A 25,948-nucleotide genomic window follows, 5' to 3' on the forward strand; every position below is an offset into this window, starting at 1 on the left:
ATGAATCGCCCCCAGCGCAAGCCCCTCACGGACCTGATCTCCAAGCTCACGCGCAGGTCGCGTCGAGCCAAGCGTGCCCAGGCCGAGCCCTCGCGTTTCATCTTCGAGGGTCTCGAGCCGCGCATGCTGCTCTCCGCCGACCCGCTGACGGCAGCGGTGGCTGCCGGCAGCGACGTGATGCTGCGAATGTCCGAGGACGAGCAGCGCGTGGAACTGGTGGAGAGCATCGAGGGCCAGGAACAGGTGCTGCACAGCTTCGACCTGGGCAAGGCGCGTGAGGAGAATGAGGGCCGGATCACCATTCAGGGCAGCGCCGACGACGATTCGTTGAGCTTCCATGAGAGCCTGCTGGGCGATGCCGCTTCCGGCTTGATCGTCGACTTCCTTGGGGGGGAAGGTGACGATCGGCTCGACCTGACCAATGGCCAGGGCCTGGTCATCAACTTCGTGGGGGGCGAAGGGGACGACCGGCTGGTGGCGGACACGGGCGACGCCGAGTGGTCGATGGGCGACGATGGCGGCGAGATGACCCGCGACGACGGCCAGCGGGTCTCGTTTTCGGGGCTGGAGTGGGTCGATGCCACCCTGGGCGGCACCCATACGTTGAGCGCCACCGCCAGCGACGAGGCCACCTGGCTGGCGCTGGATGAATCAGCCGTCCAGCTCGGCGGCGTGGTGTTCGAGGGGGTCGGCCGTCTCGAAGGGCGTTCGCAGGACACCTTGAGCTACGCCGAGTATGCCAGCGGCGTGAACGTCGACCTGGCGGCAGGCGTCGGCTCGGGGTTCGGGCGGGTCGGCGGCTTCGGCGGCCTGGTGGGCTCGGACTTCGACGACTCGCTTGCCGGCGATGCCGGTAACAATCGAATCGAAGGTGGGCTGGGCGACGATATCCTCGATGGCGGCCAGGGCGATGATACCCTGCTCGGCGGCAAGGGCAGCAACCTGCTGATCTCGAGCGGCGGCGACGATCGCTTCGAGAGCGACGACGAGGCCGAGGACAGCTATCTGGTCGAGCGCAGCAGTGGCGACATCATCCTGGCGGACGACGGCAGCGATGCAATCAAGGTCACCACGGCCGACGGCTCGCTGAGTTTCGAGCGCTCTTCCGCCGAGATCATCCTTGCCGCCACGGGCAGCGGCCAGACGCTGGATGCCAGCGGCTATACCCATTCCGGCGTGACCTTTCAGGCCCGCGGCAGCGCCACCGACATGATCGGCAGCGAGCAGGACGACCGCTTCCTGCTCGGCAGCGGTGGCGGCAGCATCGACGGCCGCGGCGGCGACGATATCCTCGAAGCCGAGGCCGACGCCGACATGACGCTCTCCGATGCGCGACTCGAAGTCGCCGGCTGGAGCGATTACACCCTGGTCAGCGTCGAGTCGGCGCTGCTGGTGGGCGGCGAGAGCGGCAATGTTCTCGATGCCGGTGCCTTCAGCGGCGATGTGCGCCTGGAGGGCGTGGCCGGGGAGAACACGCTGATCGGCGGAAGCGGCGACGACCTGCTGGTTGGCGGCACGGGCAACGACACCCTTGAAGGCGGCGCCGGTGACGACGTGCTCTACGGCGGCCTGGGCGACAACACCCTGGCGGGGGGCGCCGGCGAGGATCGTGTGCTCGGCATCACCGACAGCTTCCTCACGCTCACCGATTCGGCGCTGATCCATGGAGACCTGGTCGAGCAGCAGCGGCTGGTGTGGGATGGCGGCGCCGACGCCGAGATCCGTTTCTTCTTCGATGGCGAGCAGAGCCTGGCGCTTGCCGCCAATGCCGAGGCGCTCGAGATTCAGCGTGCGCTCGAGGGCATCGCCGGTATCGGCCAGGGCAACGTGCAGGTGGCCCGTGAAGTCACCGACTCCGGCGAGACCGCCTGGACGGTGCGCTTCGTCGGCGATTTCTTCGAGAACAGCGAAGCCGAGATCGCCCTGCTGGGCGTGGCGGCGTCGAGCGCTTCGGCATCGAGCGCCTCGGCCACTCGCGAGCAGGCGCGCCGGGTGGGGCGCGACACGCTGAGCGGTATCGAGGGCGGCATGCTCCAGGCCGAGTACGGCAATACCGTACTCGATGCGCGTGGGTTCACCGGCGACGTGTATCTGCAGGGTGGGGGCGGCAACGACACGCTCTACGGCGGCCAGGGCCATAGCGAGTTCAACGCCGTGGCCGGCGACAACCGCCTCTATGCCGGCAGCGGCGAGAACGTGATCATCGGGGGTTCGGGCAGCGACCATCTCTTCATCGAGCTGGGCGGCGACGCCCGCGATCTCGACCTCGGTGGGGCCGGTTTCGTGGTCACCCGGGACGACGATGGCGAGGTGAGCTCCACCTATCAGGGTATCGAGCGTGTCAGCATTGCCGGTAATGCCTCCGACAATCGCATCGACGCTACCGGCTATCATGGCCTGAGCGATGACAGCCTGCTCTCTACATTGTTGAGCGATGACGACTACCAGGCGATTTTCGGTGCCGAGACGACGGCGCTGGAGGTGACCCTCGGCGATGGCGAGGCGCTTGTGCTCGATCTCAACGAGGCGCGCACCCTGGGTGACTTGGTCACGCTGCTGGGCAGCCTCGAGGGACTCGACGCCGAATTCGATACGAGCGAGGGGAGGCTGGTACTGACCGCCAGCAACGGCGAGGCGTTGGACATTGCCGCGCAAGACGACAACAGCGCCGCCCAGCGCCTGCTCGATGCACTGGGTCTGGCGGTCAGCGATACCGACGCCGACACCTGGCTGGGCGAGCGCCTGCACGCCGCCGCCGGAGTGGCGATCGACGTGGCCGGTGGGGACAACACCGTTGTCGGCAGCCGCGGTGACGACCTGATTCGGGTCGGCAGCGGTACGCACGCCATCGACGGCGGTGAGGGCCGCGACACCTTGGTGGCCCAGTTCGACGGCAGCATGACGCTGGATGGGGACACGCTCGTCTTCGACCCCTCCGGCGGCGATGAACACGAGGCGAGCCACGCCGGCCTGGAGCGCGTGGAGCTTTACGGTGGCAGCGGGGCCGATACCCTGGACGCCGGCAACTTCGACGGCGAATCGGTGCTGCTTGCCAGCGGCGGCGGGGCGGATACCCTGATCGGTGCCGGTGGCGATACCGGCACCGAGTTCGTGGTAGAGGCCGAGGGGCTTGCCAGTGGCGAGGTATCGATCACCGTCAACGGCGCCGAAAGCTCATTGCGTCTGAACCAGCAGGGCGGGGCCACCCTTGACGATGCAGCCGATTTCCAGCTTCTGCTCGATGTGGTCGATATCAGCGGTTCCCATGCCGACTCGCTGAACACCCGACTGGAGTGGTCGGGCGATGTCACGCTTGAGGGTATCACCGCGACCTTCGCCCAAGATCTCGTGCTCAGCGCCCAGGGCACTCTGCGCCTGCTCGGAACGAGCCTCGACAGCGACGGCCACGAGCTGACCCTCAAGGGCGACCGTGTGGTCATCGATGCCGCCGGCAGCGACAGCAGCAGCATCAAGACGGGTGGGGGCGACTTCAGCGCCGTAGGGCGCGAGATCCTCATCGACGGCGGCAGCCTGATCGACACCCGTGCGACCAGTAGCGAGAACGGCACCGTGACCCTGAGTGCGCAGCCGGTCAGCTACGAGGGCACGCTGCCCAACGGCTTCGCCGATGTGGGCGTCTTCAATCTTTCGATCAACGTCCAGGACGCCACCCTGCGCGGCGGCGACATCGTCGTGGAGTCGCGCATCGTCGATCCCGACCGCTCGCTGTTCAACGTCGATACCGGCGTGTCGTTCATCGACAGCGGCGTCAACGGGGCGCTGGGCTTCCTCGAGGGGCTGGCACTTTTCGCGAGTACCTCGACCCTGGTGGCCAACAGCACCATTACGCTGGGGGCCGCTGCCGAGCTCCATGCCAGCCGCAATATCTCGATCGACAGCCAGATCCGTCTCAGCGCCAGCGTTTCGCCCACCGCCGCCTTCGGCGTGGGCATCTCGGTCAGCACCCTCGTGGCCAAGTCGAACATCGTCATTGACGGGCTGCTCGACGCAGGCGGCGACATTGCCCTGCGTTCGGCAGTGGAAACCACCCAGTCGCTGCTGGCCGCGCCCTCGGGCGTGAAGGGCTTTGCCGGGGCGGTGGCGGTCAGTGTGCTGGTCACCGAATCGCGGGTGATCGTCGGCCAGCCGGCCACGATCGAGGCCGGTGGGGACCTGTTGGTGGATGCCTCCACCATCGATCGCAACCGCACCGTGGCGCAATCCGCACCGGAAGACGGCATGCTCGGCCTGGCCTTCGCCATCAATGTGGAGTCGGGCATCACCGAGGCGCAACTCGCCGGCACCGTCACCGTCGAGGGCGATCTGGTCGTCAACGCCGTGACCGTGAAGCGAGCCATCGAGAGCACCACGCTTGGACTGCTGCCCGCCACGGCCAACGGCGTCACGGCCAGTGCCGGTACGGCGCCGGCGGGGGCCAGCGGGTTGCTTGATGGGGTCCAGAAGAGCGGCAAGGACCTGGCCAAGTCGCCTATGGTGCTGCTTGAGCCCGTGAGCAAGAAGCTGGGTGGCTGGGTCAAGGAGGTGGGAAAGAAGGTCCCGGTCGAATTCATCTCCAAGCGCTTCGAAGACAGCGAGGAAGACGAAGACAAGGCGGCCAGCAACGATTTCGACGCCGCGGCGGCCGTGGCCGTTTCGGTCGACGTGAACGTTGCCGAGGCACGCCTGGGCGCGGTGGACGCCGACGGCAACCCGCTCGAGGAACGCAGCCGTATCCAGGCCGGCGGCGACGTGCGCGTCACCGCGCTCAGTTCGCATCGCCCCGCGGTCAGCGCCGGTTCGTCTGCCACCAACGTCGATCCCAACGCCGAGAAGAGTGACGGCAATCCGCTCAAGCGCTACCTGAAGGGCAAGTTCGTCGACAGCAAGACGTCTGCAGCCGACGGCACCCAGGACCCGAAGGCCGCCAAGCAGGACGGCGATCAGAAGAAAGCCACCGGCACCGAAAAGGCCGCCGTGGGGGTTGCCGTTGCCGTGGGCGTGCTCGATAACCGTGCCGAGGCTTTTATCGAGGGCAACGTCGACCTGGACGCCGGCGAGACCATCAGCGTCGATGCCAAGAGCCTCAATCAGGTCGATCCGGGCGGACTCTGGGGCGCAAGCCTCTACAACGCCATCAAGAACCTGGCCGAGGATGCCGGCGGCGACCATGCCAGCACCGAGAGTGTCGACGAGTTGCGCGGTGGTGAGACGGTCACGGTCGATGCCGGGCACGCCGCAGGCGGCGAGGCCGGGAATTTATACCGTTATCTTGGCGACACCGAAACCAATGTCGATCTCTCGGCCGAGGATTTCGACGACAGCGATCGCTGGGAGAAGCTCGGCACCCCGCTGGAGCAGAACATTCCGGCGTTGCTGGGCACGCTGAACGGCTACCTCTCGGGGCCGCTGGGCCTATCCGGCAGCTTCGACAGCTGGACCCAGGCCACCGCCACCGGGGAGAAGCTGGCCATCGCCGCCGCGGTCAACGTCTTCGTGGTCGATCAGCACAGCGATGCGCGCATCCGCGAGGGCGCGACGATCAACCTCGACGGCGCCGAGAGCGTGGATGCCGCCACGCTGCCGGGTGACGATCGCGCGGTGAGCGTCAGCGCCCAGAGCGTCAACCATCTTCTCGAACTGGTCGGCAATATCTCGCTGCCGAGCGTTTCGGGCGGCACCGAGTTCACCACCAAGAGCTGGAAGGATGCCCTGGTCGACAGCAACCTGAACAAGCTCAAGTCGGGCTTCGCCGGGGTGCAGTCGCAGGGCACCGCGATCGGGGCGGCACTGGCGGTCAACGTCTTCGGCAACGACACCCGCGCCGAGATCGAGTCCGGCGTGTCGCTGCTGGCCGGCAGCCTGGATGTCAGCGCCGACAGCGAGACACTGCTGCTCAGCGTGGGGGCCTCCGGCGGCAAGTCGGAGAAGGTTGCAGTAAACGCCTCGGCACTGGCCAATGTAGTGCAGAACGGCACGCTGGCACGGGTGGGCGAGGGTAGCCATGTCCGTGTCGGGGCCGGTCATGTCGATGCGGATGATAGCGACAGCCCGGCGATGCGTGTCGCCGCGAGCGATGGCAGCTACGCGATTTCCCTTGCCGGGGGCGTGGCCGCGGGCAACTCCGTTGGCGTTGGTGCCTCGGTGGGCATCTCGGTGATCGAACGCGACACGCGTGCCTTGATCGGTAGTCGCGCCGGCGACTTCAGCGAGCGTAGCGGTACGTTGGCGGTGGATGGCGATCTGCAGGTGCTGGCACGCACTGCCGGGGTCACGGTGGATCTCGCCCTGGCCGGGGCCAAGGCGGGCGGCAAGCCGGCACCGCAGTCGCCCTCGTCGGGCGGAGGCGACAGCGGCGGCAGCGAGGACGACGATCCCAACAAGTGGCCCAACAACCAGAAGAACTACGACAAGGTACTGGCCGAACTGACCGGCAAGCTGGGTCAGGGCGGCGGGCAGGACAGTACGCCTGGTGGCGGCGGCAGTAGCACGGGCGTCGGCGTGGCCGGCTCCGTGGTGGTGCATGTCGGCAGCGACGACACCCTGGCCGAGGTGCGCGGCTTCGAGTCGCTCGACATCGGCGGCGCCTTCGATGTGGCCGCCAACGACGAGAGCCACCTCGGCATCCTGGCCGGCGGCGCGTCGCTGGCGACTTCCTCCGGCGGCGGTACCACCGTGGCGGTGGCCGGGGCGGTGGCCCTGGCGTACCAGAACGGCACCACCCGGGCCACGGTCGAAGAGGTCGACCGCCTCGACAGCGCCGCGCTGTCGGTGGATGCCCTGCGCGAGGGCTGGACGGTGCTGGCGTCTGCCGGGCTGGCGCTGGCCACCGGCCAGAAGGGCTTCGGTGTGGCCGGGGCGGTCAGCGTGATGGTCTCGACCCGTGAGGTGCAGGCGCGTGCGGCACGTATCGGCGAGGGCAGCCTCGGCAACCTGGCCGTCACCGCGCGCGATTCAGGCAATCTGCTGTCGATTGCCGGGGGCGTGGCGGCCGGCGGCAAGGTGGGGGTCGGCGGTGCGGTGGGCTTCAACTGGGTCGAGCATGACGTCTCGGCGCTGCTGGAAGACCTCGGCCGTGCGCCGGGCGACGATGCCGACAACGACGCCGATGGCGCGATCGTGGTCGGTAGCGTGAACGTGGAGGCGGTCAATGACGCCCTGGTCATGAACCTGGCGGCCTCGGCCGGGGTCGGCGCCAGTGCCCAGGGTGTGGGGGTGTCCGGCACCATCGGCGTCAACGTGTTGCAGAACGAGACCGAGGCCCGGGTCAGCGACAGTTATCTCGCGCTGGACGGCGACGATGTGTCGGTGATCGCCGAGGATGCCGCCAGCGTCTGGTCGCTGGCGGGAGCGGTGGGCGTGGGCGGCAGTGCCGGCGTGGGCGCCGCCATCGGTGTCAATTACCTGGAGAACGCCAGCAGCGCCAGCCTGGTGGGCGGGGCGCTGCACGACGCAGGTAGCGTCACCGTTCTGGCCACCGAAACCGGCCTGATGCGCGTGCTGACCGTGGGTGTGGGTGCCAGCAAGCAGATCGCCGGTTCGGGCAGTGTCTCGGCCAACATGATCCACAACGCCGCGACGGCGCGGCTGGTCGATACCCGCGTGCGCAACGCCAGCGGCGATGTCTCGGTAGTGGCTAGCGACCGTACGCAGCTCATCGCCATCAGCGGGGCGGCGGCCGGTTCGGGCAAGGCGGCTATTGCCGGGAGTGTGAGCGTCAACCTGATCGACAACGACACGGCGGCGATGATTGTCGACAGCGACATCAGCACCGATGGCGGTGTGCTGGTGGATGCCGCCTCTAACGCGCTGGTGGTGTCGGTGGCCATCGGCGGTGCCGGGGCCGGCAAGGTGGGCCTGGCCGGCGCGGTGAGCGTGAACCTGGTCAGCGGGCAGACCCTGGCACTGGTGGAGGGCGGCAGCCTGACGGCCGGCGGCAGCATCCAGGTACAGGCCACCGACAGCGTACGCCTGGTGGTGATCTCCATCGGGGCCGCCGGTGCCGGCAAGCTGGCCGGCGGGGTGAGCAGCGGCACGGTACAGACCGACAATGCCATCCTGGCCCGGGTCGACGGGGCCACCCTCGACGCCCAGGGCAGCGTGAACGTGTGGGCCGGGCTGGCCGACGATTCGCGCGGCGATTTCAAGCTGGCCGCCGTTGGACTGGGTATCGATCTCGAGAGCGAGGGCACCGAGCTGGCGCCGGGCGAGGACCCGGAAGAGGACGAGCCGGATATTGCCCCGCGCGACCTGTCCAACGTGGACTGGTCGTCGGGCGTGATCAACCTTTCCATTGCCGGCGCTGGCGCCGGTGGTGTGGCCGGTTCCGCCGCGGTGGGGCTGAACTGGATGCGCTCTTCCGTGCGCGCCGAGATCAGCGGTGGCGCCGATGTGTCGGCGAAGGACGCCGTCAGCGTCGTGGCGGCGGATCGCAAGGGCCTGGTCAACATGTCCTTCGGCGTGGCCGGCGCCGGCAAGGCGGCGGGCGGCGCCGCGATCTCCTTCAACTATATCGGAGGCGACCCCAGCGACCCGTCGCGTACGGTCGACAATACCAGCGACGACGATGTGGACGCCTCCGAGGACATGCTGATCCTCGCCGGCAGCGAAAGCGACCATGGTTATCAGGCCGGCCAGATTGCCGCGATCATCGACGATGCCGAGGTGACGGCCACCCAAGGCGATATCGAGGTGGTGGCAAGTGCCGAGGCACAGCTGCTCAACATCACCGCGGGCGGTGCCGGGGCGGGCAAGGTCGCCCTGGCCGGCTCCATCGGCATCAACTTCATGCAGCACGACCTGCTGGCCACGGTGCGCAACGGCGCCGTGCTCGAGGCTCGCGCCGGTGCGGAGGGTGACGGTGGCAATGTCACGGTCAGCGCCTCGGTGGCGCCGATCATGATCAACGTCGCGGGGGCGGCCGCCGGCGCCGGTGCCGTGGGCCTGGCCGGCGCCTCGGCCACCAACGACATGGCATCGATCCTCAAGGCGGGTATCGAGGGGGCGGATACCAGCGTCACCGCGGAGGGTACGATCGACGTGGTCGCCGAGCTGATCCGCGTGACCGACGTACCCAGCATCGAGACCGACGACAGCTTGATCCCCGAGGCCGACGAGGACGATGACCGCCCGGCCACGCCGGAGCAGGGCGACCAGATCTGGAGCTTTGCGCTGAGCGGTGCCGGCGCCGGCAAGGCGGCCGTGGCGGGCGCGCTGTCGCTCAACTGGCTGCGCAGCAACGTCGAGGCGGTGGTCGATGCGGCCACGCTGACCGCGGGCGGCGACATTACCGTGACCGCCAGCGACGACCTGGGGCTCAACGCCTTCACCGCGGCGGGTGCCGGGGCCGGTGCCTTCGCCATGGCCGGCTACATGGCCTACAACTACATCGGCGGCAATCCCGACGATCCCACCGACCATGCCGCCAACCGCATTCATGCACTGATCGAGAACGGTGCCACGGTGACCAGCACCGGCGGCAGCGTGACGCTTTCCGCCTTCTCCGATTCGCGCATCAACGCCTATTCGTTGGGCGGCGCGGTGGCCGGCTTCGCCGCACTGAGCGGCACCACGTCGCTCAACTTCACGCGCAAGGACATTCGCGCCGACGTGCTGGGTGGCTCCTCGGTCTCGGCGGCGGACGATATCGTCATCGGCGCCGACGACAGCAGCAAGATCACCTCGGCCAGCGCCCAGGTCAACGTGGCGGTCAAGGGCGGCGCTGCCGGCATCTCGGTGTCGTACCACGACATCCGCAACAGCATCCTGGCCGGTAGCCAGGCCTCGACGCTGAGCACCGGCACGGCCGGGGATATCCGCATCACGGCCGATTCAAGCTCCAGCAACCTGATCACCATCGTAGGTGTCACTTACGGTACCTTCGGCGCCGGGGCGGGCAATGCCGGCAGTTCGGTGATCCGCAGCCTGGCCGAGGCCAGGGTGGACGGTGGCACGCTTCGTGCTGACGGCAGCCTGCTGGTTCACGCCGATGTCACCGACACCAGCCGTATCGTGCTGGGCACCGTGGCGGCCGGAGCGGTGGCCATCGGTGGCGGCGTTTCGGTCGATCTCATGGGTAGCGACAGTCGCGCCTGGATCGGCGGCGGCGCCGATGTGCTGGCACGTGGTAACGGCGATGGCATGGCCGTGGCTCAGCGCTGGAACGATGACTGGGAAACGGAGACCCGCAACGGTGTGGTGGTGCTGGCCACCAGCCAGATGACCTTCATGACCCTGGCGGCTACCGTCTCCGGGGGGGTTGGCTCGCTGGCCGCCAACGTCACCGTCGATGGCGTCAGCGGCTCGACCCAGGCCTATATCGAGAATGCCCGGGTGCACAGCAACGCCGACGTGGTGGTCCGTGCGCTGCACCATGCCGATGCCGACAGCGGTGGTGGATCTGCTGCCATCGGGGCCGGCCTGGCCCTGGCCGCAGGTGTCGATACCAGCCTGCTGGGGCATCGCACCGAGGCCTGGATCGATGGCGCGGAGTACGCGGGCGAGGAGCCCATGGTCAAGGCGGACGAGGCGCTGCTTGTCGAGGCCGAGGCCGAGGTCGTATTCCTCTCCGTGGTGATGGGTGTGGCGGTGGATCTGGCGCCGGGTGCCGCGATCGCCGGCTCGGCCAGCGCGGTGAACGTCTCCATGGAGACCCGCGCCACGGTGCGGCAGGCGCAGGTCGAAGGGCGTAGCATCGAGGTACGTGCCGAGAACCATGTCGAGGGGCGCTATATCGTGGGTGCCGTGGCCGGGAGTGGCGGCTTCGGTGCGGGGGCATCGCTGGCGGTGGGCCTGCTCAACCCCAAGGCGATCACCGCGATTCAGGGCGCGACCCTGACCGCGGGCGAGGATATTCGCATCGGCGCCAGGCAGACCCTGGACATGGGTATCAGCGTGCTGACCGGTGCCGTCGGCAGTGGCGCGCTGTCCGGGGCCTTCTCGGTGATGATGGCCGATGCCGTGACCGAGACCCGTGTCGGCAGCCTGGGCGGCCAGCGTAGCGAACTGCGCTCCACCGGCGGTTCGGTCGAGGTGCTGGCCGAGACGCTCACGCGGATGAACGCTCGCGACGACGCCGGCGATTACCTGCAGGGCGTGGGCGCCGTCAGCCTGGGCGGAGTGGGGGCCGGGGCCTCGGTCGACGTGATGGTGCTGCGCGAGCGCACCCTGGCGGCCATCGATGATGGCAGCCTGGTGGACGCTGCGGGCGACATTCGTGTCGAAGCGCTGCTGAACCGGGACATCAACTCCTCGGTTCTGGCCTTCACCGCCAGCGGCTCGCTGAGCCTCAACGGCGCCATTTCGGTGGTCAGCCTGGGCGCGGGGCTCAGCGAAGACGCGATGGCCGACGTCGAGGAGCTCGGCGAGCTGGTATCGGGTTCCTTCGCCGGTTTCGCCGACGGTGACTACGCCATGCAGGAGTCCGCCACCGAGAGCGATTCCGGCACCGACGACCCGCTCGATGACGACGAACAGGCAGCATTCGAGAGTGATTTCGATGCCCCCGACAACGCGGGCAATCAGAACCAGGCCAACCGCAAGGCCAACAACGATGCCCTGGAGGAGCTGACCTTCGATGTCGGCTTCGATGTCGAGAAGAGCGGCCAGGTAATCGGCGATACCACGGCCAAGATCGGACGCTTCGCCGACCTGAGCGCCGCTGGCGATATCGTCGTTGATGCAAGGGAAGTGCTGGATGTTCATATCGTTACCGGTGGAGCGGCGATTTCCGGTATTGCCAGTGCGGGTATTTCCATTGCCGTGCTGGAACTCAATGGGGCAGTCAGCGCGACGGTGGGCTACGGCAGTTCGCTCACGGCCGATGGCGACGTTCGCGTGGCCAGCCGTGCCGAGCTGAACAGCAACCTGCATGCCGTGGGTGGCGCGGCGGCACTGGGCATTGCCGTGGGCGGCCAGAGCGCCATCATCCTGGACCGCACGGTTCAGCAGGCCTATCTCGAGGATGCCGGTTCCTCGGCACAGGCCATCAATGTCAACGGCCCCGCCAAGCTGACGGTCGGCGCCAGTGCCGATCGCGACCACCAGGCGCTGGCGGCGGGCGGCAGCATCGGCAAGATCGCCGCCGGTATTTCCGTGGGTGTCGTCGAGGTCAGCGGTGCGACCCAGGCGTGGATCGGCGAAGGCGCGTTGCTGGGCGACGATACGCTTCTGCAGAGCGTGACGGTGTCGGCGACCAGCATCGACCGTATCGACCTCACCATTGCGGCCGTGGCGGCTGGCCTGGGCGGGGCGGGTACCGCCAACGTGGCCACCGTGACGCTCTCCAACGACGTGCAGGCCTGGCTGGGCAACGGGGTGACGCTTGCGGCCCTGGGCGATGTGGTGATCAGCGCCCTGCACACCCCACGCGTCAGCGTGGAATCCCTGGGCGTGGCCGTGAGTGCGGGGGTCGGCATCGGCGCCTCGGTGGTGGTGGGCAACCTGAACACGAGGGTATTGGCCCAGGTAGGCACACCCGGCGGCAACGACAGCGATGTCAGCCTGCGTGCCGACAACCTGACCGTCGAGGCGGGGAGCGCACTGCTCAATGACGCGCCCTCCCTCTACGCCGAGGCCGTGGGTTCCGCCGGTGGGGCATTGCTGGGCCTGAATGCCACCGTGATCACGCTGCGCGACAATGCCCGCGCCGAGGCATTGATCGGGGATACCCAATCCCATCGCGCCGCGCCGGGCGAGCCCCACAGCGACAACAATATCGAGGTGGCCGGGCACCTGCGGGTCGCTACCGACCTGATCACCTCCCTGGAAGGCCGTGCGATCAGCGTGGTGGGCGGCCTGGTGGCGGCCGGTGCCGCCGTGGTGGACGTTCGCCACAACACCCAGAGCCGGGCGCGTATCGGCGACGGCCACGCCATCGTCGCCGGGCGCGTCAGTGTGGATGCCGCCGGCCATCAACAGGCCGAGCTCTACTCCCTGGCCGGCAGCGGCGGGGTGGTGGCGGGTGCCGGTGCGGGCAACTACCTGCACCAGACGGCCACCACCCAGGCCACGCTGGGGGCATCGACGCTCACCGTGACGGCGCCATTGGCTTCGACGGACCCGGATGCGGGCAAGGTTCTGATTCGCGCCGGCCAGGTCTTCGAGATGGAGAGCGAGATCCTCGCCGCCGCCGGTGGCGTGCTGGGCGGTACCGGTGCCGAGGCGCGCTTCCGTATCACCGCCGATACCCTGGCGGCCGTGGCCGGCGGCGCCGATATCACCGCCGACAGCCTCGATCTGCTGGCCGACAGCGAAGTGATCCGCGAGCGGCTGGCGGGGGCGGGCGAAGACACCATTCGCGGCGTCGCCGGCGGTGCCGTGGCCGGTGCCGGTGCCGGCACCGATGCGCTGTTCGATCTCGATACCCGTATCGAGGTGGGTGCCGGCGCGAAGCTGACCACCACCCAGGGCGACCTGCGCCTCGAGGCTTTCAATGGCATCACTTTCCACGACCAGATCAACCTCACCGCCGCCGGCCTGGGTTCCGGTGCTGGCCTGACATCGCACATTCGCGATGACGACATGGCGGCCAGCGTGCTGATCCACGACAACGCCGTGCTGCACAGCGCGGGCGAGCTGGTGGCCACCGCGCGCGGCAGCGGCGATATCAGTTCCGTGCTGCTGATGGACACCTACGGTGCCGCCACCGTGGGCGTGGGCGATGCGCGGGTCATTCTCAGCCCCACCAACCGCATCGTGATGGCCGAGGGGGCCAGCGCCACGGCCTATGGCGACGTCGATTTCGCTGCGGGTGGCGATACTCGCGGCAACCGCGACGAGTACGCGCTGAGCGCGACGCTGGACAGCTTCGCCGGCAGCCTGATTCCCATCGAGGACCTGAATGCCCGCGCCGAAATGGATCAGACGCATCGCATCGATATTCGCAGCGGTGCCGAGCTGGTGGGCGCCCGCGACATCACGCTGTTCACCGAACGCTTCGGCTACAGCGACATGAACGCCCAGGCCAAGGGCGTGAGCTGGATCTCGGAGGTCACCGGCGCCATCGACTCGGCGCTGGGGGGCGATGGCGGCAGCGAGATTCTCGACGGCGACGTGGTGACCCGTTCCGACGGCCGGGTCAATATCGACGGCACCGTGCGTACCGGCATCGACCGCCACCAGCGCCTGGTGCTGGAGATGGCCAATGTCGATGCCGAGGCTTCGGTGATCAACGATGCGCTGGAGGCGCTTCGCGACGAGCTTCAGGGCATTCGTGTCACCAACGAGAGTGAGATCCTCTCACTGCTTGGCCAGATCGACACGCTCAGTGCCGAGTTGGAACTGCTCAATGAGCAGCTGGCGGCACTGAACGACGAACTGAGCGAGCTGGAAGCGGACAAGGCCGTGCTCGATGAGGAGCGGGACGAGCTCGTCGCTGACCTCGAGGAGCTGAACACTAAGCTTAAAGCGGCCAAGGATGACGGTGACGATGACGAGGTGGCACGTCTCGAGTCGGCAATCGACGACAAGGAAAAAAGGAAAGCCGAGCTCGAGGGCGACGATGGCTTGATCGCCGGCAAGCGGGGCGAGATCGACGCCAAGCAGGGCGCCATCGATAGCAAGGACGCCGCGATAGGGAATCTGGAAAGCGATATCGACGACAGGAACGATGATATTGCCGCCCGGAAGGACGAGATCGATGCCAAGCAGGACGAGGTCGATGCCAAGGAGGCCGAGCTCGACGCATTGTTCTCGGGCGGTGCGGGGAGTTTCCTCCAGGCCCGCGAAGGCTACGACGACATCGGCTTCAGCGTGGGCTATACCCGTGGCCAGTCCGAGCTGGTCGATGAACTGCGCGACCTTCGGGAGCGCTTCACGCTCTATCGCAATTCCGGCAACGCGCAGCTGGTCGAGTTCTACGAGAACGAGATCGCGCGCATCGAGCAGCGCCTGCTGGACGAAGGCTACGCCGAGAAGGTCGGCGACGATATCCTGATCAACGAGGTCGACCAGCTCACCGTCTACATCGAGGATGTCTGGGCTCAGGCGGGCACCGTCTATGTCTTCGCCGACGACCTCAGCGGCGCGGGCGAGGTGGATGCCCCCGGCGATGCCAGCATCACCATTCTCAATACCGCGCCGTCGCGCATGGTGCTGGGCAGCACCGAGATCCCCCAGGTGGTCGGCGGGCTCTATTTCAACCTCACCGAGGTGGATGGGGCCGATGCCATCAACGCCATCAACGAGAGCCTGACCACCACGCTTTCGGGACTCAACGCGGCGGGCAGCGACGAGGCGACGCCGCGCATCACCATCGTCAACAGTTACGATGTCTACTTCGATGCCGATGACGGGACACAGGCTCAGGTGCTCGGCGCGCTCGAGCGTGGCCTGGGCCTGGAAGGCATGAGCGACACGGCGCGCGATGCCTTCCTCTACGATGGCGAGAGCTACGGCAGTGCGCCGGCTCCGAGCGTCCTGTTCTCCGTTGAGGGCATCACGCGCAATGTTTCCGGCGAGATCGTCGCCTATGCGGCGGGTTCGCTGGAGATCGAGGGCGAGATGCGCGCCGAGAGCCTGGTGCTCTCCTCCGCGGGGGAGATCTCCGTTCGCGGGCTCTCCCAGTTCAACCCGGGCGGCAATCCCGATGCCCAGGCCGTGAAAGCCGACGGCAACGATGGCGCCGGTTCGCTCAGCGAAGCGGCGCTGGAGGCCATTCGCAACAGCCGCGGCGATAGCCCGGACCTCTCTGCCGGCGTCATCGTGATCGATGCCGAGTACGTCAACCTCAACGGTTATATTCGCGCCGGCCAGGAAGTCTACCGCCTGGAACTCGGCGCTGACGATGCCCAGCGTATCGAGGACCATATCCGCAGCAAGAGCACCAGCAGCATCGTGCTGCCGGGCTCCAGCGGTACGGCGCTGGCCAAGTTCAACCCGCGTACCGGCCAGATCGAGGTGGAGAACATCGCCATCGAGGGCGGCCGCCTCGACATCACCGGCCATGTGGTCAACACCGGCAACGGCAAGCTGGAAGTGCTGGGCGGCTACGGCACCATCGAAGTGGTCAACGAGACCCAGTACACCCTGGCCGTGGGCGGGCTGGACGTCAGCCGGCCCGGCCAGGGCACCCTGCGCATCGACGACAAGTTCACCGGGCTGCATGAGTACAACTACGACCCGGACGGCAGCAACAGCTATGTCTTCAAGCCCAACCAGGACGCTCGCTACGGTTTCAGCGTGGCCCAGGACAGCACCGAACGGCGCTATGCCGTCAAGGGCTCGAGCAGCTGGATCGGCATCGATGCGCTGGCCCCCGACCCCCGGACACTGAACTGGGGCGACAGCGAGCTCACCCCGGGCAAGCTGCAGGATGCGCTCTCCTACTTCTATACCAGCGGCGAGAGTGGCTACGATTACGAGCGCAGCCAGGTGGGCGCGGGGGACGACGAGGAACTCAAGGACTGGAACGACATCCCCACACAGCTGGTGGACAAGTGGTCGACCAGTACCTGGTACGGCAAGAAGACCAACTATGCCAAGTTCGTGCAGGAGCGCGAGAGCGTCATCCTGCATACCCATTCGGTGGAAGCCAACCGCGACGTCGAGATCAACTTCATCGGCAAGGCGACCGGCACCATCGATATCGATTCCCGCGGCGACGTGGTGCTGATCGGCGACCTGGCCAATCACAACGGTACCAGCAAAATCGAGACCGACGGGGCGATTCGTCAGGACGATGACCAGCGCCGTGACATTCGCATCAGCGGCGCGGAAATCGTGCTGCGTGCCGAGAACGGCATCGGTGCCGGCCGCACCATCGACCTGCACAATCGGCTGGGGCCGGACGCGGCCAGCGCACCGCCGATGCGCCTGGATGCCGTGACCACTCGCGGCGAGATCGATGTTACCCAGCTCAACGGCGACTTGACCATCGATCGCGCCCATGCCGGCGGTGATGTCAGCCTCACGGCGGCAGGCAGCCTGATTGCCGGTAGCCTCAAGGGCGGCGCCGATGCCCACGTGCAGGGCCGTAACCTCACGCTTGGCGCAGAGGGAAGTATCGGCGCGGATGGCCCGCTGCTGATCGAGCAATCCAGCGAAGGCCGGCTGAACGCCCTGGCGCGTGGCGATATCGAGCTGCATCAGGTGAGCGGCGACCTCGGCGTCGAGCGGATCGTCAGCACCCAGGGCGATATCTGGCTGCGTGCCGAAGGCGATCTGCTGGATCGCAATGACGACTCGCGCCGCGACGAGCGCACCATCGAGCAGCTGCAAGGCGTGTGGGACCGCATGGGGCTGATTCCGGGTGAAGAGGGCGGCCGCATCGCCGAGGCCAAGCAGGAGCTCAAGGAGCGCAAGGCCAACGAGTACCAGACCTACTGGAACTATCGCTACGCCACCAGCGAGGATGTGATCGCCGGGCTCGAGGATGGCGAGACCTATCGCATCAAGGGCATCGAGGATGGCCACCTGCTGCTGGAAGTGGGCAGTGGCGACCAGCGTAGCGAGGTGCGCCTGTCGGCGCCCGATATTGACACGGATGACCCCCGCGCTAGCCATCGCTTCTATACCTCGAGCGATGATTTCTTCACCGTCGACAGCCTCGACGCCATCAGCGCCGACGGGTTGCTGGCCGCCGGCGGCGCCCTGGCCGTGGGCCAGAGCCTGACCTACCGCCGCGTGGTGGAGTACGACGAAACCCAGGGGGTGATTCTCACCGAGCGGGAGCGCAGCGCCTATCGCGAGGCGCTGCTGGAGCTGGATCCCGGCCTGGCCGATGACGAGGAGGCCCTGCAGGCGCGCATCGACGGTATCGCCGAGGATCGCACCACGGTGTATCGCCAGTTGCATGCGGTCTATGGCGTGGAGGACGGTGACGCGACGTTGCTTCGCGATCTCGACTACCAGCCGACCCTGACCGCCGCCGAGGCGGCCAACATCGAATCCTCGGTGAAGGAGTGGACCGAGCAGGAGCTGCTGTCGCTGATCGGCGCCGGGCTGCTGCAGGAAACCACCAGCACGCGCACCGAGATCCAGGCCGCCAATGTCGAGGCGGCGGGCGATATCACGCTCATCGCCGGTGGCAATATCGGCGTGGCCAGCGGCCGCCAGGTGCTCGACATGACCGACGGCCTGGCCGGGCTGTCGGATGATGAGCGGCTACTGCTGTCGGCGGCCGAACGCCAGGACGTCAGCTACCTCAAGCACGCGCCCGAGGAAGCCAACGTCAATTTCGTGGTGGGCGACAGCGTGGATGGCGTCACGACCGTGACCCTCGAGCGCACCGACGGCGAGGCCTGGGACACCACCTGGTTCAAGGCCGGCGAGACGTTGGACATCGACGGCAAGACGCTCAACGTGACCGAGGATGGGGTCTACTACGACATCGTCTCGGTGGACGGCGACCGCATGGTGCTCACCACCGCGCTCGACGTGGTGGCCGAATCGGGCGTCGAGGTCAGCCTGGCCAGCGTACTGCTCGATCCGCGGGCCGAGGCGTTCGACGCGAACGGCGATCCGATCAATGTCATCCGCTACATCGCCGTCAGCCAGGTAGAGGATTTCAACGTCACCAACGGCGGCGACATCTTCGTCGAGGCGGGCGGCTCGGTCTACCTCGGCGCCGATGCCGAGGAGGGCGAGGCCAGCCTGCGCCTGGCCAAGCTGCAGGCGGGGGCGGATGCCCGCGTCAAGGTATCGGGCAGCATCCTGGCGGCCCAGACCCTCGCGGGCGATCTGGTGATTCGCAGCGGCGATCTCATTCTCGAGGCCGCCAACGGACAGATCGGCTCCAGTGCCGATTCGCGATTGCAGCTCGATCTGCTCGACAATTCGACGGTCACGGCCCGGGCCCAGGATGGCATCTACCTGCATGCACTGGACAGCGACATGCGTGTCGGCACCATGTACTCCCAGGGCGGCGACCTGTGGCTGAGTGCCGATGGCAGCATCGTCGACGGCCTGAACCACGGCCTGATCAACATGCTGGCCAACAGCATTCACCTGACGGCCGGTGAAGACATCGGCAGCGAAGGCAATTTCCTCGAGTTCGCCACTCGCCCTGGTGGCGTGATCGATGCCCAGGCGGGCGGCGACCTCTACCTGGACGCGGTGGATGGCAGCATGAGCGTCGGCTTCGTCGAGGCGGAGGGACACGCCCATCTGCGGGCGCTGCAGTCGATCCAGGGCAGCAACGCCAACGAGCTGGCCGGGGACGTCAAGGCCAAGACGCTGCGCCTCGAGACTCGCGTCGGCGGCGTGGGCCAGGCCGATCGCCTGCTGGCGATCATGACCGACGACGATGCGGGCCGGCTGGATGTCGATGCGGCCAATACCGTTTTCGTGCGTGAGGTGCTGGGCGCGGCGGAGCTGAATCGCCGCGGCGACCTGCGCCTGGGCCAGGTCAAGGCCGGCAGCGAGAACACCATCGCTTTGATCTTCTCCGAGCAGGGCAACATCTTCAATGCGCTGGGAGAGGGCGAAGGCGAGAACATCCTGACCTTCGGCGTGCGCCTGATCGCCGAGAAGAACATCGGCACCCAAGCCCGCGTCATCACCACGCGGATGGGCGTGCTCGAGGGCGAGTCGCGTGAAGGCTTCGTCTACCTGACCAACGAGGGTGAGCTGACCATCGCCGAGAGCGGCATGGTGGCCGAGAACGACATCAACATCACCGCCAACAGCCCGATCAACGTCACCGAGGACGTGATCAGCCGTGACGGCGACATCGTGTTCACCTCCAATGCCGGCAACGACGATATCGTCACCTTCAGCAATGGCGTTCAGGTGCGCGCGGAAGCGGGCGGCGTCTTCGTCTATGCCGCGGAGGGCATCGTCATCGACGATCCGGGCGTGCGGATCCAGGCCCGCGACAATGTCGAATTCCACCTGCAGCGACCCGAAAGCGGTGACCCGGCAGGTACGGCGGGCTTCGCCGACCTGGCCTCGGGGCACATCGAGGCGGGCGATACCTTCCTCATGCTGGGGGGCGACACGCGAGGCCAGAGCTGGGTGTTGGGCGATGAGCTGAGCGTACACGCTCCCACCATCAGGGTCGTGACCGGTGAGGGCGACAACAGCGTCCACCTGGGCGGCAACCTGGCAGCAGACCGCTTCGAGCTGCAAGGCGGCAGCGGCAGCGACAGCGTGACCTTCGATGGCGTTCACGAACTGGATCGCGTGGTGGTCGAGCTTGGCGAAGGAGACGATCGTTTGCGCGTGTACGGGACCGTCCATGCCGGCCTGGGCATGCGCTTCGAGGGCCAGCACGGCGCTGACGACCTGATGCTGCAAGCCGACGATCTGCAGGGCGCCGTCGAGCTGCTCGGCGGCGAGGGCGAGGATGCGCTCGGCGTGGTGGAGCTCAACAGCCGTGCCGATGGCCTGCTGATGGATGGCGGAGCCGAAAGCGATAGCTACCGGATCGTGCTGCGCCAGGGAGAGAGCGCCAACTACGAGATCACCGTGGATGACAGCGGGGCGATCAATGACGGCGTGGACACCCTGTTCGTCGAGGGGCGCGGTTTCGACGATTACGCCAGTATCCTCGACCGCGATTTGACCCCGACCGACGGCGAGACGGACGACCTGTTCCTGATCCGTCGCAACTTCCTGGCCCGCATCGAGGGCGATGGCAGCAGCAGTGTTGGCGAGAGTGCGCGAGTGGAGCGCATCAACTACGGCGCTGACATGAATGGCCGCGTGACCGTCAACGGCCACGAGGGCGATGACGTCTTCGTGGTCGACGACAGCTCGGCGCTGATGACACTGGACGGCGGTGCCGGCAGTGATCGCTTCCAGATCGGCCAGGTCTTCCTCGAGCATCCCAATCGCGAAGGCACGGCCGAGGGGGGCGTCTATGACTCCGGCGTTCGTGTCGGCGACGAGATAGACGTGACCCGGACCACGCTCGGCTATCTGAGCTCCGGCAACAGCGAAGCCATGGTGATCTATGGCGGCGAGGGTCATGACGAGTTCGTCGTCTACAGCAACCAGGGCCTGTTGCGCATGGAGGGTGAGGGAGGCAACGACGACTTCGTCATCCGCGCCTTCCTGGTCGGCGATGACATCGATGTGCGTGCCGGCGTCGGCGACGACAATATCGAGTACAACATCAATGCGCCGGTGAGCATCGACGGTGGCAGCGGCTACAACACCGTCACGGTGCTGGGCACCGAGGCCAACGACAACTTCGTGATCAGCGAGGAAGGCGTATTCGGCGCCGGTCTCAATATCGGCTTCGACAACATCCAGCGGGTGCGTGTCGATGCCCTGGAAGGCGACGACACCTTCTTCGTGCTCAGTACCCGTTTCGATGTGGTGACCGAACTGATCGGCGGCATGGGCAGCGATACCTTCCTGGTGGGCGGCAACGTCACCGGGCGCGTGGTCGCCGCCGATCCGGAGGGGCGCAGCAGCCTGGTGACACACGGCATCGTCAGCGCCGACCAGGCCTATGCCAGCCTGCTGGCCGATGGCCTGCCCGTCACCGTTTCCGATCCCAGCCGCGGCGCCGTGGTGGTGGATCAGCCGGGCGGAGATACGCGTGTCGTCGAGGGCGGCGAGGCGGGCTCCTGGTGGCTGTCGCTGGCGCTGCCCAGTGACGGTATTGCCGAGGGCACCCTGGTGTCGCTGACCGTTTCGGCGGCGATGTCCTCGACCAGCGACCGCAACCGCGGCCGCGATGCCGAGACGGTCAAGCTGGCGCTCGACCCGGATGGCGAGTTCGCCCAGGCGATCAATGTCGACTTCGTGTACGAGGACGGCGAATGGACCCCCGCGCAAGAGATCTTCGTCAAGGCGCCAGACGACTCGGTGGTCGAAGGCACCCGCCAGGTCACCGTGAGCTACAGGGCACAAGTGCAGTTGCCGGATGACGGCGACCATGAGATGCCGGAGGCCCTTGCCGGCCTGCTCGACCAGGCGATCAACAACACGATGGTCACCGTGTATGACAATGATCGGGGCGATCTGGCATTCGACGTGCCCAACGGCAGGCTGCAATTGATCGAAGGGGACGATGCGGGCAGTACCTTTACCGTGCGTCTCTCCACCCCACCCCTTTCCGGCGAGCAGGTCACGGTCAGGCTGGACCTGGATGCCTTCGACGGTCGCGTGGAGGCCCTGGGCGATGCGCTGTCGTTCGACGAAGCGGGCGAACCCTACCTTGTCTTCAGCGAAGACGACTGGGACGAGCCGCGCACCATCGAGCTGCGCGCCATCGACGACGGAGAGGTGCAGAACCGGCTGGATGCCCGCCTGGCCTTCACGATCGAGACCGATGCGGTCGGTTCCGTCTATGCCGACGCCGAGCCTGGTACCGTGCGCGCGACCGTCTACGACAACGACAGCGCCTCACTGGTCGTCAAGCAGAGCGATGGCGGTACCCGCGTCACTACCGTGGGCGGCACCGACAGCTACACCATGCGCCTGACCCAGGCGCCGACGGCTGCCGTCACGGTGCGCCTCAACAGCGACGGCCTGACTCGCTTCCTCTTCGATGAGACCGATGAGGATGAGCGGCTCTTCCTCGATAGCGTGTTCGAAGGTGAACGCCGTGTCAGCGTGCATGCCGCCGACGGCGCCGGGCCGATCCTGCGACTGAGCGAGGGCGACTGGCAAGAGCTCGGCATCGATACGGGCATGTACCTGACCCTGAGCGATCCGGCCGCTGCGGAGTCCGGCGCGTTGGCGGGAACCTTCCGCATCAACCACCTCGATGCCGATGGCAACCTGCACCTCACCGGCGAGGCCGATCTGTCGGGCTTCGTCGCCAGCGAGTTGACCCTGACCGAAGCCGCGACACCGGCGGTTCAGTTCGACGCGACCAACTGGGATCAGTGGGTCGAGATTACCCTGGGAGCCGATGTCGATTTCGTGCCGGCAAGCAACGCGGCCTACGACATGAGCTTTGCCCCGCAGCCGAACGTGCTGGACCGCATCCAGGGGCCGCTGCTCCTCGAGGGCGGGGTAGGCGATACCGACCGCTCGCTGAATGCGGCGGTCATGCTGCCCTGGGAGGAGACGCAGCGCGACGAGGATGGCGACGGCGAGACGGACGAGTCGCTCACCGATGGGCATGAACTCGACGATACCGACGCTCTTGTCCTGCACGCCGATGCCAGCGTTTCCGACCTGGCCGGGAGGCTGGGTGCCAACCACCTGTCCGGCCTGGGGACGAGCAGCGGCGCGGACGATTGGCTCGAGCAGGATAACGGGCTGGGCGACGGCAACACGGTCGACACGCTGCGAGGCGTGCATTTCCACGGCCTGGAGAGCGTCGAGTTGCTGCTCGGTAGCGGTGGTGACGAACTCGAGATCGATCTCGATCCGGTGAAGTATGCCGCTGACTGGACGCTCGGCGAGAGCGGCGAACAGGCAGCGCTGGTGCGCGACCCCGAGGCTGGTGGCAGCTGGCACGCGGATGGCTTCCGCACGGGGGATAGCGTGTTGATCGGTGGCGAGCGATTCCTGGTGACCGGTTTCACCCTGGCCGGCGACATGCTGCTCGACCGGCCGCGTGCCGACCTGCTGTCGCTACTGGGCCATGGCCGGCCGGCCATTGTGCGGGAGATGCCGCTCACCGTCGTACATGGCGGCGGCGGCAACGATCACGTCAAGGTGTCCGGTGGCTACGAGGCGCAGATTCCGCTGATCGTGTTCGGCGACACCTCTCGTAGCGGCGAGCGCTACAGTGCCGTAGGCGGCCTGCCCAGTCGCCTGGCGCAGCCCTTCCTCGACCCCGGCGACAACAGGCTCGATGCCAGCCAGGCCATCGGTGGCGTGGTGCTGGTGGGCGGCGCCGGCAATGACACCCTGCTGGGTGGCGCCGGCAACGACCAGCTGTTCGGCGGTGGCGGCAACGACACCCTCGATGCCAGTGCCGGCGGCAGCAACCACCTTTACGGCGATGGCGGCATCGATGTCGATATCACGACCCGCCTGAGCCTGGCCGATGCAGTGATGACGCTGCATGCCGCGACCGGGGACGTGGACCATGCCACCGGCGACCGCCTGGAGGCCGGCAGCGATACGCTCATCGGTGGCAACGGCAACGATATCCTGCTTGGCGACCATGGCGTGATCGAGCTGGAGACGCGTGAGGGCGCGGCCGACCTGCGCCTGCTCGACAGTCAGCGAGTGATCACGGTGCACAGTACCGATGTCGGTTCCTTCGGGGAGAACGTGCTTTCCGTCAGCGCGGGGCGCAATATCCTGTTCGGCGGCAGCGGCACTGACGACCTGCAAGGCGGTATCGGCGACGACATCCTGCTCGGCGACCATGGCGACGTGACCTTCGGCGCGGTCAACGACTTCGAGCGCATCGCGAGTGTGGCGACACGACTGGAAGGCCTGGACGGCGACGACACCCTGCACGGTGGCGAAGGCGACAACCTGATCGCCGGCGGCCAGGGCAACGACACCATCGCCGCCGGCGATGGCGACAACCTGATCGCCGGCGATCATGCCGAGGCGCGCTTCGACGAGAATGGTGTGGTGGTCTCGTTCACCTCGCGGCATTTCGGCCACGGCGGTCGCGATACCATCGTCAGCGGCGCCGGCAACGACTGGATCCTGGGCGGCTACGGCAGCGATGAGATTCGTGTCACGGCGGGGGACAACGTGGTGCTCGGCGACAACGGCCGTATCCTGGCCCGGGATGGCATTCGCCAGCGGGTGGAGAGTCTCGATGGCCGTGCCTCCACCGGTGGCAACGATCGCATCCATGTCGGCATCGGCAATGACCAGGTGATAGCCGGGGTCGGCAGCGACCGTGTCACCAACGAAGCGGGTGAAACGGTGATCATCGGCGATGATGGCATCATCGTCAGCGATGCCGGCGGACGCTATGCCATGGCCCAGACGGGCAGGGTCGACCTGGGCGACAACGATCGCCTGATCGGCGGGGCGGATCGCGACATCATGTTCGGTGGAACGGGCGACGATCATGCCGATGGCGGTGCCGGGAATGACATCCTGTTCGGTGACTTTGGCCGCGTCACCCGTACCCCGTCGCTGATCACGGTCGAGACCATCAGCCACTTCGAGGGCGGCAACGACGAGCTGTACAGCGGACCGGGGCGTGATATTGCCATCGGGGGTGCCGGAGGAGACGGATTAGGCGGCGACTTCGGTCTCGACACCATGATCGGTGAGTACGCGCGAATTCGCATCGCCTTGAGCGGCGCCGACGAGGCTGAGGATATTACCTCCATCGTCACCCTGGCCCAGGGGCGGCTCGATTTGATTCGCCAGGCGCAGCAGGAACTCTACGAAGAGGAGGCCGCTGCCGATCAGGGCGCCCTGGGCTGGCTGGACATGACGCCACAGGGTCTACTGGGCAACGGTAATTTGTATGTGCGCCATGACGAACCCGGCTTCGAGTCCCGGGGCATGGAGGGGCTGCGCCAGTTGATCGACGACTGGGTCGAGCGTCAGCAGGGGGCAGGCAGTGCGGGGATGCGTGCGAGCATTGCCTCGAGCGTGGCGGCCGGTGTGGGCAACGGCGTGGCGTCAGGCGAAGCCGCCACGAGCGAGGCTTCCCCGCAAGCATCCGATGCCGATGAAGCGCCTGTCGCCGACGAGGCACCGCCCGAGGAAGCACTCTCCGATGAAAGCCAGCCTGAGGAGACGCCCCCCGAAGAAGCACCAGAGGCAGGCGAGGGCGAAGGGGACTCGCCGGCGGCACACGAGGCCGACGGCCCCGAGGCGGAAACGGATGATCTGGCTGTGGTCTCGGGCGTGGCTGCCATGCTGGCCGGGGCCAGCGGTTGGGGCGTGGCACGCAATACGGGCGGCACGCGGCATGATGGAGGACAGTTGCAGGCGCTGCGTCGTGAGCTGGCTGCCGCCGATTGGCAGCGCTTCAACGATATGGAAGAAGATGATGACGCCTGAGGCCAGTCCTGGCGGGAAGGTGCGCAGTGAGGAGCGATGCAACTAAGCAGTGTTGAAACGGGGGCCGGTGAAACATCGGCCATACAGGCCAGGCAGCGACAGGTAAAGAGCG

The 25,948-nt window shown here is 67.1% G+C and carries 1 protein-coding gene; it reads left to right on the forward strand.

Annotated features, from left to right (window positions below; all coding sequences use genetic code 11):
* Positions 1-25,836 (forward strand): LEPR-XLL domain-containing protein, encoded by a 25,836-nt coding sequence (locus tag DIS04_RS00330; protein WP_111411736.1) that lies wholly within the window; start codon positions 1-3, stop codon positions 25,834-25,836.
* Positions 25,837-25,948: the final 112 nt, after the last annotated feature.

The sequence above is a fragment of the Billgrantia lactosivorans genome (assembly GCF_003254665.1).
Lineage (GTDB): Bacteria > Pseudomonadota > Gammaproteobacteria > Pseudomonadales > Halomonadaceae > Halomonas > Halomonas lactosivorans.